This is a genomic window from Paenibacillus nicotianae, from assembly GCF_042681745.1.
In the GTDB taxonomy this organism is placed as follows: domain Bacteria; phylum Bacillota; class Bacilli; order Paenibacillales; family Paenibacillaceae; genus Saccharibacillus; species Saccharibacillus nicotianae.
In genome coordinates, this window is record NZ_JBHUGF010000010.1 from 180473 (window position 1) to 193773 (window position 13301).

Annotated in this window: 12 protein-coding genes; 9 read left to right on the forward strand and 3 right to left on the reverse strand. The window is 38.2% G+C overall.

The genetic code is table 11. The annotated features are described in order from the left end of the window. Window positions 1-43 precede the first annotated feature (43 nt). The 5 genes from thrC to aspA all read left to right on the forward strand — a co-directional run bounded on the left by thrC (window position 44) and on the right by aspA (window position 6518). Window positions 44-1444: a threonine synthase gene (gene thrC / locus ACFSGI_RS05080; RefSeq protein ID WP_204823104.1), complete on the forward strand. Its 1401-nt coding sequence runs from the start codon at window positions 44-46 to the stop codon at window positions 1442-1444. 245 nt (window positions 1445-1689) lie between these two features. Beyond that, entirely contained in the window at window positions 1690-2103 is a 414-nt protein-coding gene (locus ACFSGI_RS05085) for an Rrf2 family transcriptional regulator (protein WP_204823105.1), read from the forward strand. Between the two features lie 157 nt (window positions 2104-2260). Further along, window positions 2261-3577, forward strand: coding sequence for an SMI1/KNR4 family protein (locus ACFSGI_RS05090; protein ID WP_204823106.1), 1317 nt, complete (start codon window positions 2261-2263; stop codon window positions 3575-3577). Between the two features lie 36 nt (window positions 3578-3613). Beyond that, the gene (locus tag ACFSGI_RS05095) at window positions 3614-4909 is read left to right on the forward strand and encodes an arsenic transporter (protein ID WP_204823107.1); all 1296 of its coding nucleotides are present in this window, start codon (window positions 3614-3616) and stop codon (window positions 4907-4909) included. Window positions 4910-5108: 199 nt separating this feature from the next. Next, window positions 5109-6518 carry an aspartate ammonia-lyase gene (aspA, locus tag ACFSGI_RS05100; protein ID WP_204824911.1) on the forward strand — a complete coding sequence of 470 codons (1410 nt, stop codon included), beginning with the start codon at window positions 5109-5111 and terminating at the stop codon, window positions 6516-6518. Between the two features lie 67 nt (window positions 6519-6585). On the opposite strand, the gene ACFSGI_RS05105 is transcribed toward aspA, so the two are convergent. Then, on the reverse strand, window positions 6586-7494 hold the full coding sequence (locus tag ACFSGI_RS05105) for an FUSC family protein (protein ID WP_204823108.1): 909 nt from the start codon (window positions 7492-7494) through the stop codon (window positions 6586-6588). A 150-nt stretch (window positions 7495-7644) separates the two neighbouring features. Between ACFSGI_RS05105 and ACFSGI_RS05110 the strand changes: the two genes are divergently transcribed. The 3 genes from ACFSGI_RS05110 to ACFSGI_RS05120 all read left to right on the forward strand — a co-directional run bounded on the left by ACFSGI_RS05110 (window position 7645) and on the right by ACFSGI_RS05120 (window position 10322). Then, a complete protein-coding gene (locus ACFSGI_RS05110; protein ID WP_204823109.1) occupies window positions 7645-8940 on the forward strand; it encodes a hypothetical protein in 1296 nt (431 codons plus the stop codon). Window positions 8941-9208: 268 nt separating this feature from the next. Continuing rightward, the gene (locus ACFSGI_RS05115) at window positions 9209-9631 is read left to right on the forward strand and encodes a MarR family winged helix-turn-helix transcriptional regulator (RefSeq protein WP_204823110.1); all 423 of its coding nucleotides are present in this window, start codon (window positions 9209-9211) and stop codon (window positions 9629-9631) included. 43 nt (window positions 9632-9674) lie between these two features. Then, window positions 9675-10322, forward strand: a complete 648-nt coding sequence (locus ACFSGI_RS05120; RefSeq protein WP_204823111.1) for a nitroreductase family protein — start codon at window positions 9675-9677, stop codon at window positions 10320-10322. A gap of 86 nt (window positions 10323-10408) precedes the next feature. Here the strand turns inward: ACFSGI_RS05120 and ACFSGI_RS05125 are convergent, their stop codons facing one another. Further along, the gene (locus ACFSGI_RS05125; protein ID WP_204823112.1) at window positions 10409-11167 is read right to left on the reverse strand and encodes a YdcF family protein; all 759 of its coding nucleotides are present in this window, start codon (window positions 11165-11167) and stop codon (window positions 10409-10411) included. A 123-nt stretch (window positions 11168-11290) separates the two neighbouring features. Between ACFSGI_RS05125 and ACFSGI_RS05130 the strand changes: the two genes are divergently transcribed. Beyond that, on the forward strand, window positions 11291-12100 hold the full coding sequence (locus tag ACFSGI_RS05130) for a metallophosphoesterase family protein (RefSeq protein ID WP_204823113.1): 810 nt from the start codon (window positions 11291-11293) through the stop codon (window positions 12098-12100). A gap of 22 nt (window positions 12101-12122) precedes the next feature. On the opposite strand, the gene ACFSGI_RS05135 is transcribed toward ACFSGI_RS05130, so the two are convergent. Then, window positions 12123-13268, reverse strand: coding sequence for a VanZ family protein (locus tag ACFSGI_RS05135; RefSeq protein WP_204823114.1), 1146 nt, complete (start codon window positions 13266-13268; stop codon window positions 12123-12125). Window positions 13269-13301: the final 33 nt, after the last annotated feature.

A 13301-nucleotide genomic window follows, 5' to 3' on the forward strand; every position in this document is an offset into this window, starting at 1 on the left:
ATAGACAATAAAAATACGAATTCGTTATTACTGGAGGAGAAGCATGAAGTATATCAGTACTAGAGGACAAGTAGAACCAAAAGGATTTATTGACACTGTATTAATGGGACTTGCTGATGATGGCGGTCTAATGGTACCCGAGCATATTCCGGTGATTGCTCCTGAGACGTTAAATGAATGGAAAAGTCTAAGTTATGTAGATTTATTCCTTACTATATTTTCTTATTATACAAATGATGAGATTCCAGCAGAGGATTTGAAAGATTTAGCGACTCGTAGTTATGCAAATTTCCGTCATCCTGAAGTAACACCGATTACTAAGATAGATGAATCTCTTTATATTATGGAATTATTCCATGGCCCTACATTTGCTTTTAAAGATGTTGCATTGCAATTTATGGGTGAATTTTATTCATATGTATCCAAAAAGCAAAACGAAATTATTCATATTTTGGGAGCGACTTCTGGCGATACCGGTGCGGCTGCGATTCAAGGGGTACGCGGTAAAGAAGGAATTAAGATCTGTATACTGCATCCACATGAGAAAGTAAGTCGTGTACAAGAATTGCAAATGACCACTGTAGATGATCAAAATGTATTGAACTTATCTGTGAAAGGTAATTTTGATGATTGCCAGAAAATTATTAAAGAGCTATTCGGGGATCTTGCATTTAAAAAAGAATATCATCTACGTGCGATCAACTCGATTAACTTTTTGCGGATTCTAGCACAGACGGTGTATTACTTCTATGCTTACTTGCATATCGATCAAGGACAACATCAATTGAAAAAAATCAACTTCAGTGTGCCATCAGGCAACTTTGGTAATATCTTTTCAGGATTTTTGGCTCAAAAAATGGGCTTACCGATTAACAAGTTGATTATTGCTACGAATGAAAACAATATTTTAGAGCGCTTTGTTCAGACAGGCGAGTATAAGCCTGGTGATTTTAGAAGTACGTACAGTCCTTCCATGGATATTCAAGTCGCTAGTAATTTTGAACGTTATCTTTATTATTTTGTAGGTGAAGATACAGCGAAAGTATCTGAATATATGAATACGCTAAAAAGTGAAGGACAAATCGTAATGACAGGTGACGATCTTGCCAAAGTGCAAAGTGACTTCGCAGCCTATGGCGCTTCCAATCAGGAATGTCTGGATACGATTGTGAAATACAAAGGTGATCATGATTATCTACTTGATCCTCATACTGCTTGTGGGATTACAGCTTACGAGAAGTATCAGGGCGATGATGAAATCTGTATCACATTAGCTACTGCTCATCCTGCTAAATTTGATGAAGCGATTATCCTGTGTGAAATTGAGCAAGAGTTCCCTGAACAGATCAAAGAGTTATTCTCCAAACCTCAATATCAGGAAGTTGTTGAGCATGATACAACAGAGATTGTACGTCAATTAGAAGCATTTTATACATTAAAGTAATGAACCGTATATTCTAGCGTTCTATCGCATCCTTATATCCTCTATATCTTCATAACAATATAATCTATTGTTATCGGTATAGAGGTAGAGGGTGTTTTTGCTATATACACATAAGTGAACAGATTGACGGTATTTCTTTCGTTCGTTAAAATAAAAGACATCATACATCTTGATTATATGGATTATCAGCAATTAAGCGTAACGTAATGAATCGATGATGCTAAACACTGGAAGCAGGTGTCTTTATGAAATTTTCAAAAGCAACCAATTATGCACTGCATACGATGGTATATCTTGTTCAAAATGAAGTGAACAAATCACTGGGTGTTCAGCAAATCGCTGAAACATTTTCGGTATCACCTACGTATTTGTCCAAGATCTTGACCAAATTGGTTAAAGCCGGATTGATCGAATCCGCGTCAGGTGCAAATGGGGGTTATCGACTCAAGCGTAAGCGTGAAGATATTTCATTTTTGGAAGTGATTCATGCGATAGAAGGTGTGAATTCTTTGTTTACCGGTTGCTTAAATAACAATGATCAGTGTGCTATTCAGCGGGTTATGGTTGAAGCAGAAGGTCAGATGGAAGAGTATCTCAAAAACAAAAAGTTGATCGATGTCTCTATCCATTCTGAAATTATGGCATCTCACTCCTCATAGGTGATACATGTTAGATCGCAGACTTATAACCTGCGATCTTTTGTTTGCGTTAAGCCTATATTAAAATGGGTACTAAAAAGAAGCTGTATATGTTACAGATTATTTGTAAGCATAATGATAAAATTAAATGTTTTTTTGTGGGAAGGATGACATAGTAATGCTGCAACAGAATCTAATCGAATGGCAACAACAATGGAAGCAATTACTGCATCAGTTGAAGCAGAAAGGAGCAGACACAGCATTACTGTGGGAAGAACCGGCTACTGATCAAGAAATTACGGATATAGAGCACCAGTTAGAAATCACTTTGCCAGAAGAATTGAGAAGTCTGTTGCAAGACGGTGGTAAACAAGTCGTTGTATACTGGCAGATTGCTTATCCACAGACAGCCGCTTTTGATTTGTCAGGAGATGTGGGTTGGAATATCGAAAGTATCGATTTTTCAGACTTTGGAGACGATGAGCAAATCGATCAGAAGCGTTATCTATGTTTTTATCATGCAGGTAACGGAGACGAACTGCTTTTAGATTTGTATAGTAATCCTCAACGTCCTATGGTATTTCATTGGGGTCATGAAACAGGCGAATTTCGTATTTTAGCTGTATCGATAACCGACTTTTTAAATAAAGTTACAGAATTAAGCGGGATCGGTGCAGAAGAATGGCAATACACGCCGTTTATCGATAATTGTGGTCTGAATCTATATAGTCAATCCTCAAAGAAATGGAAGCAATGGATTCATGATTATCTTTATTTTACATTAGAAGAAGCACAGCAAAATCTTCATCAATTGATTCGTTATACCGAATTGAATGGAGTAGACGATACGATAATTCAAGCCTTCTCAGCGTATCAGCCAGATGATGTATTACAAGCATGGCTTGAACGGATTCATACCGAACATAATCAATCGATCAAAAATGGTTTGCTTGAATATACAGGCTTCATTAACCGTCATCATGCAGCCGACTGGGTACGTGAGTTATGGGATTTACCCGAAGAGCAACGTATAAATTCATATATTCTAGCGTATCTTACAGCGATCTGTTTGCCAGAAGATGAAGGACTAGAACGGATATGGAAAAAGATTGTAGAAAAAGAAAAGGAAAAAGGGCGCAAACTCAACGGATATGAAGCTAACACAGGGCTGAAGAATTTTCACAGTCGTAAAGTGATTCATTGGATCAAAGATCGAGTAAATTTCCCTTATGATGGTTGGGACGATCTGTTTGCAGCTTCTTGCCCGCAAAGTGAAGATTACAATGAGTGGCTACAAAGCAGTAATGTACATCAACAAATTGCGATTTCAGCTCTAGGTAAACAAACCGATTTGAAGTCAACTTTTCACACAGTTGAACAAATAGAAAGTGTGCGTGTATTATTAGAACAAGTTATGAATAAAGCAGTAATCAAAAAAGAAAAACGAATTATTGCAGAAGCTTTACATGTATTGGAGCAATATCAGCTTGAATAATGAGATAAAGAATGATGTACAGTGGAGGCTAACTACGTGGTTTTGGTTATATTATCGTGTCTTATTTTTGTGGTCACATTAACATTTGTGATCTGGCAACCACGAAATCTATCGATTGGTTGGTCTGCTTGCGGAGGAGCAGTACTTGCGCTTCTTTTGGGTGTGGTTAGTTTGCATGATGTCTGGGATGTTACGATGATCGTCTGGAATGCTACACTAGCTTTTGTAGGTATTATTTTGATTTCACTCATTTTAGACCGCGTCGGTTTGTTTGAGTGGGCAGCGCTACATGTCGCTCATATCTCACGCGGTAATGGTGTACGGATGTTTATCTATGTAGGGATTCTGGGAGCGATTGTATCTGGATTATTTGCAAATGATGGAGCTGCGTTAATCTTAACACCGATTGTACTAGCGATGGTACGTGCTTTGAATCTGGATGAACGTAAAGTTTTTCCATTTATTATTGCAGGCGGATTTATAGCAGATACAACGTCACTACCACTGGTTGTGAGTAATCTTGTAAATATTGTGTCTGCTGATTATTTTGGAATTACATTTATGCAATATGCAGGGCATATGATTGTGCCTAATCTATTTGCACTGGTTGCAAGTATCGGGGTATTGTATCTTTATTTTCGCAAAAGTATTCCTCGTACGTTTGAAAGTACTCATTTAAAACCACCTATGGATGCGATTAAAGATGTACGGATGTTTCGATTATCATGGATTGTACTGATCGTCCTGTTAATCGGATATTTTGTGAGTGAATTTTTGAAAATTCCAGTCTCTATTGTTGCTGGGGTTATCGTGATTATCTTCTTGATCTTGGCACGTAAAAGTCCGATTGTACCTGTCAAAGAAGTACTCAAAAATGCTCCCTGGTCGATCGTATTTTTCTCTATCGGGATGTATGTAGTTGTCTACGGGCTACGTAATGCAGGCTTAACCGATCTGTTAGCAATCCTTATCCAGAAGATAGCGGATCATGGAATGTTTGCAGCTACTATGGGTATGGGATTTATTGCAGCGATTATATCATCAGTGATGAATAATTTACCGACTGTATTGATTAATGCGTTAGCAGTCAAAGCAACGGTTACCTCAGAGCCGATTCGTGAAGCACTGGTGTATGCCAATGTGATTGGTTCCGATCTCGGTCCTAAGATCACGCCGATTGGTTCTTTAGCTACCTTGTTATGGTTACATGTGTTAGCAACCAAAGGAATCAAAATCTCGTGGGGAACGTATTTCAAAATCGGAATTATTTTGACTATTCCAACGTTATTTATTACATTGTTTGGATTGTATCTGTGGTTATTGGTAGTGTAATTCAAATCTAAATATCTTGATTTCCAAACAGTGCCGTTTCTTTCAAAGAAACAGTGCTGTTTTATTTATTCTCTAATTGTAAACGTTTACAAAATAAGGATTGAATGTAGTGGCGTATATTATAATGGAAGCATATAATAGTCAATGTAGAACAACTATGACGTTTTTAACAAAAGGCAAACAGTCGGAGGAATGAATGGTGAGAATAGAAAAAGACTTTTTGGGTACGAAACAAGTGCCAGATGAAGCTTATTATGGTATTCAGACGATGCGGGCAGTCGAAAACTTTCCAATTACCGGGCAACGGTTACATCCTGAATTGATCCGAGCTATGGCAATTGTTAAAAAAGGAGCGGCGATTGCAAATATGGAATTGTCGCGTCTATATGGTCCCAAAGGGGAAGCGATGGTACAAGCGGCTGAAGAGATTATTGCCGGACAGTGGCAAGATCAATTTATCGTTGATCCGATTCAAGGTGGAGCAGGTACATCGATTAATATGAATACTAATGAAGTGATTGCTAATCGTGCATTAGAAATTATGGGCAAAGAAAAAGGCAGTTATGTCGATATCAGCCCGAATAATCACGTAAATATGGCACAATCGACCAATGACGCTTTTCCAACAGCAATTCATATCGCTACATTATCAATGATCGAACAATTGCTTGTGGCGATGCGTGAACTGCAACAATCTTTTCAAGTGAAAGCAGACGAATTTGATACAGTAATCAAAATGGGACGTACTCATTTACAAGATGCTGTACCGATTCGCTTGGGGCAAGAATTTCAATCGTATGCTCGTGTACTAGGACGGGATATTCGTCGTGTAGAAGCAACTAAAGAAAACTTACTTCATATCAATATGGGCGCAACTGCGGTTGGTACAGGGCTTAATGCTGATCCACGTTATATTGTGCGTGTCGCTGAAATACTGGCTGATATCAGTGGATTTCCAGTAGTTGCATCTGATCATCTGGTAGACGCAACTCAAAATACGGATGCGTATACAGAAGTATCGGCTGCACTTAAAATCTGTATGATGAATATGTCCAAAGTGGCGAACGATATTCGCTTGATGGCTTCCGGCCCTTATGCAGGTCTGGGCGAATTGGTATTGCCAGCGCGTCAACCGGGTTCTTCTATTATGCCGGGTAAAGTAAATCCAGTTATGTGCGAAGTAGTCAATCAGATCGCATTTCAAGTGATTGGTAATGATCACACGATCTGTCTGGCTTCAGAAGCAGGTCAATTGGAACTGAACGTGATGGAGCCAGTATTGGTCTATAATTTATTGCAATCGCTGGAAATTATGAAGCAAGGATTCACTGTGTTCCGTCTGCATTGTGTGGATGGTATTCAAGCAAATGTAGACCGTTGTCGTGAATATGTAGAACGCAGTGTAGGTATGATTACAGCGCTAAATCCGCATCTAGGATATGAAGTGGTATCGCGGATTGCTCGTGAAGCGATTCAGACAGGTAAGCCTGTACGTGAACTGTGCTTGCTGTATAACGTGCTGACAGAAGAAGAATTGAATATTATTCTTGATCCATATCAAATGACAGAGCCGGGTATTGCAGGCGAGCAATTGTTACACAAAGAATAATAGGATTGTTATATAAAACAAATAAGCGATGCTTTTTCCTGACAATAGGAGGAGAGCATCGCTTATTTTATGTGGACGATTCTGTAAATGGTTGAGCAATTTGAGCAGGAATCAGTAGCCCGAGTGTACTCATTTCTTGCAAAATACAACTTACATGATAATTGTAAATAATCTGCTGGGAAGATAGATCCAGTGGCAATTGAGCCATCAGATGACTATGATGTTGCTCAGGAAGATCCCAATGATGATGGGTAGGTAACTCATCGGTCAGCAGACGAATCATACGCATATGAGAATACGTATTATGATACACATCAATTTCTTGTTCCAGATGTTCTAACATTTTCTGTTTGTTCTTTTTGAGATGAAATTCAGAAGCGTACGTTTCATAAGCTTTTTCTAGATTCGCCATATCTTTTTTGAGCGGACTGATATGGATATTTCCACCTTCACGCAGTAATTCATGAGCTAACTTTGTTAAATGTTTGCGTAAGACACTACGCATTTGTTCCATTAATCGTTCATGATCCGGTGGGAACACAAGATAGTTGACGATAACAGCTACACCAATCCCGATCAACGTATCTGCTACACGATGCATCCCGTACAAAAAAGGGCTCTCTCCAGGACGTAAGTTCAACATAATCGCCAGAAATACAATACTTGCAATCGATATCGATTTGTTCCAGTGAAGCAAGTTACAAATATAAATAACGATAACGATCCCAATTGCTGAAAAAAGGGCGCTATGTGGATCGATCCAGGCGAAAATAAAACCGATAGCTGCTCCCACCAACGTACCCATCATTCGGTTTTTGCCGACCGTATACGAATTGGTGACCGAGTTCTCCATAGCAATGATAGTTGCAATCACTGCATAGAAAGGATACTCTAGTTGCAGAAGTTGTGAGATAATAATGCAAATAAAAACAGCTAGTGCTGTTTTGAGGTTACGCATGCCTACTAAAAATTTCATAAGATTTCTGTGATTCCTTTCTACATTGTCGAGCATTATACATCATATATTCGTGAGGAGGTTAGATACCCGTATACTCTGATATGCTTTAATACCTGTAAATAGGGGTTATTAAAAATTTATAGTTTACTAACTGAGTGGAGGAATATAATGAGTACCAAAAAGAAAATCGTACAATTCTCTTTAATCTGTACAGCATGTGCAGGACTATTAGTGAGTGGCAGTTCATTGTCTTTACCAGCTACAACACAGATAGTAAGCGCCGCCAGTAGCCAAGCAGACCAGAGCACCGATGTTACATCCAAATTACAATTGCTAGGTCAACCGTTCTCAACACCTGCTTATGCGCGTAACGTGTGGGATATGCAAGTATTTGATGGCAAAATTTATCTGGGTCATGGCAATAGTAGTAATGCACAGCCTTCACCGAATGCAGGGCCGATTCCTATTGTCTATTATAATCCCCAGACCAGTCAATTTGTAACGCAAAAAGTCACATATACGGATCCCAAAACAGGTAAAAAAAGTACAGAAGATGCCACAAACGAAGAACAGATCGATACGTTCAAAATTCTCAAAGGCAAACTTTATATTCCCGGTAACGATTCCAAAAGTGAAGAATGGAACTTTGGTAACTTTTACACATTAGATGGAGATCAATGGACCAAGTATCGCAATTTACCGGATGGTATCCATGTGTATGATATGGCTTATTATCATGGTAAATTACTGGCAGCTATCGGTACAGACAGTGCGCCAAAAGTATTGATTTCAGATGATAATGGAGCCAACTGGAAAGAGTTAGCACAGATCAAAGGCATCGGTACAAGAGCATACAAATTTTTTGAATTTAAAGGCGTATTGTATACAGCCGCTATCTTGATGCCGAATAATAATATTTGGAAAGATCAGACCCATATTTTAGCAATCGATAAAAACTTTAACGTAACTCAACAACAGGTGTCCGGCGCTAACTTGCTACCTGGTATGACCTATGTACAAACAGCAGGCAAAACGCCATATATGAAAATGGGCAAAACAGTTGTTTTTAAAAAGCAACTTGCTTATATTGTAGGCGATGTATACAACGATGCTCAATTAGCTCCTAAAGCGCTAATCGTCACTAAAAATATAAACGATCCTGCACGCACCGTAACGTTCGCAGATGCAGGAGCATTGCCTACTGATATTATCACACGTCCTAATAAGACGTATGTATTAACCTATACGAAGCAAGCGGATGGTTCTTATATCAATCGTGTCTATATGACCAAAAACTTGAAGACATGGACTCAAATCTTACAATTCAAACAAGATACGTACGCCAAGTCATTTGAAGAATTGAATGGTGATTTCTACTTTGGATTGGGAACAGACACCAAGCCTGTCTCTGAATCCGCAGGTAAGATTTTGAAAGTCAAAGCTTCTGATATTAAAGGAAAGTAATCAGTATATAACCAAATCATTTAGATAGAATTGAAGGCGACCGATGTGAGTATTCAACTTACATCGGTTTTGTTATGCACTACACAACGACTTATTATTTCACACAATTTAATTTCTAGAATGGTATTTACAAGCATATGTACAATATGTTATATTAGTTGAGTGCTCAATAGTTGATGGGTCAATTAATAAGAAGTAATTGAATTGAGAACATGCTATTTGATAGCCTATTGGTACAAATGGTTGGTTTTGGACAAGGAGGGACGCTGTGCTTCATTCATCGTCTGAAGATATTTTTAACCAGTTGCAAGGGCTACATCGCCAGATCAGTAGTGTATTTGAACGATGTGCTGGCATTAGTGCGTCACGTCTACAATTGTTGCATCAACTTTATCAAGTAGAAGAGATCAGTCAGACTTCTTTGCAAAAAACACTTGGTATCGATAGTGCAGCTGTCACTCGACATTTGAAGCAATTGGAAATATCGGGAATGGTGACACGTCGCATGAGTCCAGAAGACAATCGTTTTACACTGGTACAGCTAACCGCCGAAGGTCGGCAAAAAATTCTAGCATACACCAAAGAAAAAGAACAATTTCTTGGAGATATGCTTCAGAATTTTGAAGAGCAAGAACAAGAGCAATTATTAGATATGTTGCGTCGTCTCAATCAAAATATGAGTGAGATGTAAAGATTAACATACTATTATAACTTACATTTAAAGGAGTTTTCCCATGAATACTGTAAACCAAATTACAAAAACAAATGACTTTAACAAAATTGCTTTAGAGCGTCGTTCTATTAAAAAATATGATCCGTCTGTAAAAATCAGTCGTGAAGAAATGACTGAAATTTTAGCAGAAGCTACACGCGCACCATCTTCAATCAACTTGCAACCTTGGCGTTTCCTTGTTATCGAAAGTGATGAAGCAAAAGCTACATTGTTGCCACTTGCTATGTTTAACCAACGTCAAGTAGAAACATCTGCTGCGGTTATTGCGATTTTCGGTGATCTTCGTCATGAAGAAAATGCAGATGAAATCTTCAATGCTGCTGTAGAAGCAGGTCATATGCCTGCTGATGTAAGAGATCAACAACTTCCGTTTGCTAAAGCATATTATGAAAATATTTCGGATGCTGCCCGTAAAGATATCGCTTTGATCGATAGCGGTCTGGTAGCGATGCAATTGATGTTAGTTGCTCGTGCTCATGGTTATGACACTAATGCTATCGGTGGATATGACAAAGCTAAAATCGCTGAAGCTTTTGGTATGGAAAAAGATCGTTATGTACCTGTAATGTTGTTGTCTATCGGTAAAGCAGACAGCGAAGGTCATGGTTCAGGTCGTCTGCCTGTAGAGAAAGTAGCAGAGTGGAAATAATCATCTACAACGTAGATATGATCGTATAAATAACAGATAAAGCAAAAAACCTCCTGAGCACAAATGTTGCGCAAGGAGGTTTTTTGCTAGTTTTTGATTTTCACCGCTAACATGCCTAAATATTCTTTGATTGCTGTAGCTGTCGAAGACATGGCACTGGCTGATGGATAAAATTTGCTAAAATACATCGATGAAGGCTGACTGACCCAATAATCTGTTGGGAAAGGTTGAACCGTTAATCCTACACGCTTGAACTGCATAACAGAGCGTGGCAGATGGAATCCAGAAGTGACTAGAATCGGATGCGATAATCCTTTCTCTTTCAAAATCACAGCCGTATTGTTAGCATTCTGCGCAGTATTGAGCGAGCGATTTTCGACCATTAATTTACTTTCTTCTACACCCATTCCTAATAGCTGACGCTTGGCAATATCGGCTTCGTTACCACTATCTGAAAACACCTGTCCACCTGAAAATAAAATCGGTAAACCTGTAATCCGGTGTAGACGTGCGGCTGTGATCAGACGGTTACCAGCAGAACCATACATATTACCTGTACCATCGATATCCGGTGTACCTTTAGAAGCTCCAGCACCTAGTACAACGATAACATCACCAGTAAGCGAAGAGACTTCAGGCTGTGGATACTGACTTTCCAGACTACCTATCAGGAAATTACTAACGATACTAATCGAAGATATGTATAGCAATACTGTAATAGCTAGTAATACCATGGCTACATTGAACTGACTTTTCCATAACCAGACCACAATACCGAACAGCAATACAAGAAATAGCCCGGGAGGAAGAACAAAGCTATATAGAAATTTAATAATGTAAATCAAAACCGATCAACCGCCTTCTTTATTATATATCTTATAATACTGTTTACAATTTGTTATAATTAAATGTATTGTATCACGGTTGTATTGAACATATAAAATAACTCTTTTGTAAGGAGGAGAAAGATGTTAACTTTGGGTCAGATTCAATCTTATCCTTTAGAACAAGTTGCTTATAAAACGATAGGTAAAAGAGGGCAAACCATCGAGCAATACATCCCTTTATATCATGGAGAAATAGTTGGTTTACCTTCAACAATAGATGCTTTAGTGATTGCATCAGATTTGCAAGGAGTTATTCTAAACGAAAATACTCAAGATTCGGTATTACTCGGTACAGTCTTACCTGAATACATACAGCTCCTATTAGAAGTCGAATATCCGCATCTTTCATTAGAGCGTACAGGTGTTTTGTTGTGTGGCGATTTGTATACCGATTTGAAAAAAAGAGGTGCAAGTGGTAATTCGTTATCTGTATGGCAAGCTTTTCAACAACCATTTGGCTGGGTAGTAGGCATAGATGGTAATCATGATTTATTGTCATCAGAAGATTATAGCTGGCTACAGGATCAGCCTAATCTACATCATTTGGGAATTGTAAAATGGGTGGATATACATGGATTGAAGATCGCAGGTCTTGGAGGAATTATAGGTAGAACTGATCGTCCCAATCGTTTGACAGAAATTGATTATACCAAAGCATTAAAATATATTCTTGCCCAACAACTAGATCTATTATTACTGCATCAATCGCCAGATGACCCTATATTAAAATTAGAAGGTTCACCTCTTATTCGTCAATTGCTAGAACAAGCATCTCCTACCCTTGTATGTTGTGGTCATTCTTATTGGGAACAATCTTTAATTACATTAAGTAATCAGACACAGGTATTAAATGCAGATAGCAAAGTATTTATTTGGACGAGACCTTCCTAAATACTTTGCTATCTTTACTTTATTATGAAATTGATGAACCTTGCTTGGTCTCCAAAGCAGACGGTTCTAACTCTGGCCATTGAATACGATGTTTGGTATGACTGAGCTTTTCATAAAATAACAACGATCCTTTGCGGAAAAAACAAGACATTACGTGCATAAAAAAACTAATATCGATTACAAATAAAAGTAGACTACATAACGCACGCCAAAAGGTATGAATATCCGGCAATACGATGGTATCGCTAAGGATATTATTGAGTCCCAGAAACACCCAATATAACAACCCATAACGAATCGTTAAAGACTTCAAAGATATGCTTGGATGATCAGGATTCGTACTACTTACATAAATACGGACGATCCATTTGCCTACAGTGATTCCATTTGTCCAATAAGGAATAAGAATATAGTAGATCCCACTAGATATCCAAAAAGGAATCGGAACATCATTAAGTGTAAGCAAGATCATCAATGTATACCAGAAGAATAGATCAATCATAAAAGCGACAGCGCGGCGGGTATATGATACACGTTTACTGGAGCGATCTATATGCAAATCTAGATGTTCAATACGTGGTAGACGCTTCGCAATCCACTCCGCAATCATAAATCCAAGCATACCGCCTAGCGTATTACATAATAAATCATCAATATCGAATATCCGATACGCATGATCATAAATACCATAGATCCCGGTCAATTGAGTGGTCTCGAAAAAGAGCGATAATAGAAACGATAAGATTAATCCACTACCCCAACGCACTCTAAAGTAATAACGCAAAAACATCCCAAACGGTATCGTCAGAAAAATATTAAAGATTACTTGTAAAAAAGCGCGCTCCACAAACATATGCCAGTACGTAGAAGGATGCTTAAATGAAACCGAGGTTTCTTTCAAAAAGTCATATACAAATTGCAATGGCAACAATTGTAGATCGCCGTTAGCCAGTGCTGGATTATGACGTGAAGAAGGTAACGGTAAAATTACTAGAAAAAAAGCATTCATTAGATACAGTAACAACAAATAAAGCGTAATCGCACGTACTTTGTGAATATAACCATATTTGCGATACTGTACAATTAGAAATGGCAATGTAAATAGAGCCGCTACAAATGGAAATGCAATAAAAGCATACGCAATTGGAAACAGATAAGCTTGATACATTAGTATGACACCTGCCAGCAAAAAATTGTATTT

Coding starts and splice junctions, on each gene's coding strand:
- ACFSGI_RS05135 (WP_204823114.1), bottom strand. CDS start 13,268: ATGTATCAAGCTTATCTGTTTCCAATTGCGTATGCTTTTATTGCATTT.
- ACFSGI_RS05110 (WP_204823109.1), top strand. CDS start 7,645: ATGAGTACCAAAAAGAAAATCGTACAATTCTCTTTAATCTGTACAGCA.
- ACFSGI_RS05130 (WP_204823113.1), top strand. CDS start 11,291: ATGTTAACTTTGGGTCAGATTCAATCTTATCCTTTAGAACAAGTTGCT.
- thrC (WP_204823104.1), top strand. CDS start 44: ATGAAGTATATCAGTACTAGAGGACAAGTAGAACCAAAAGGATTTATT.
- ACFSGI_RS05090 (WP_204823106.1), top strand. CDS start 2,261: ATGCTGCAACAGAATCTAATCGAATGGCAACAACAATGGAAGCAATTA.
- ACFSGI_RS05105 (WP_204823108.1), bottom strand. CDS start 7,494: ATGAAATTTTTAGTAGGCATGCGTAACCTCAAAACAGCACTAGCTGTT.
- ACFSGI_RS05085 (WP_204823105.1), top strand. CDS start 1,690: ATGAAATTTTCAAAAGCAACCAATTATGCACTGCATACGATGGTATAT.
- ACFSGI_RS05120 (WP_204823111.1), top strand. CDS start 9,675: ATGAATACTGTAAACCAAATTACAAAAACAAATGACTTTAACAAAATT.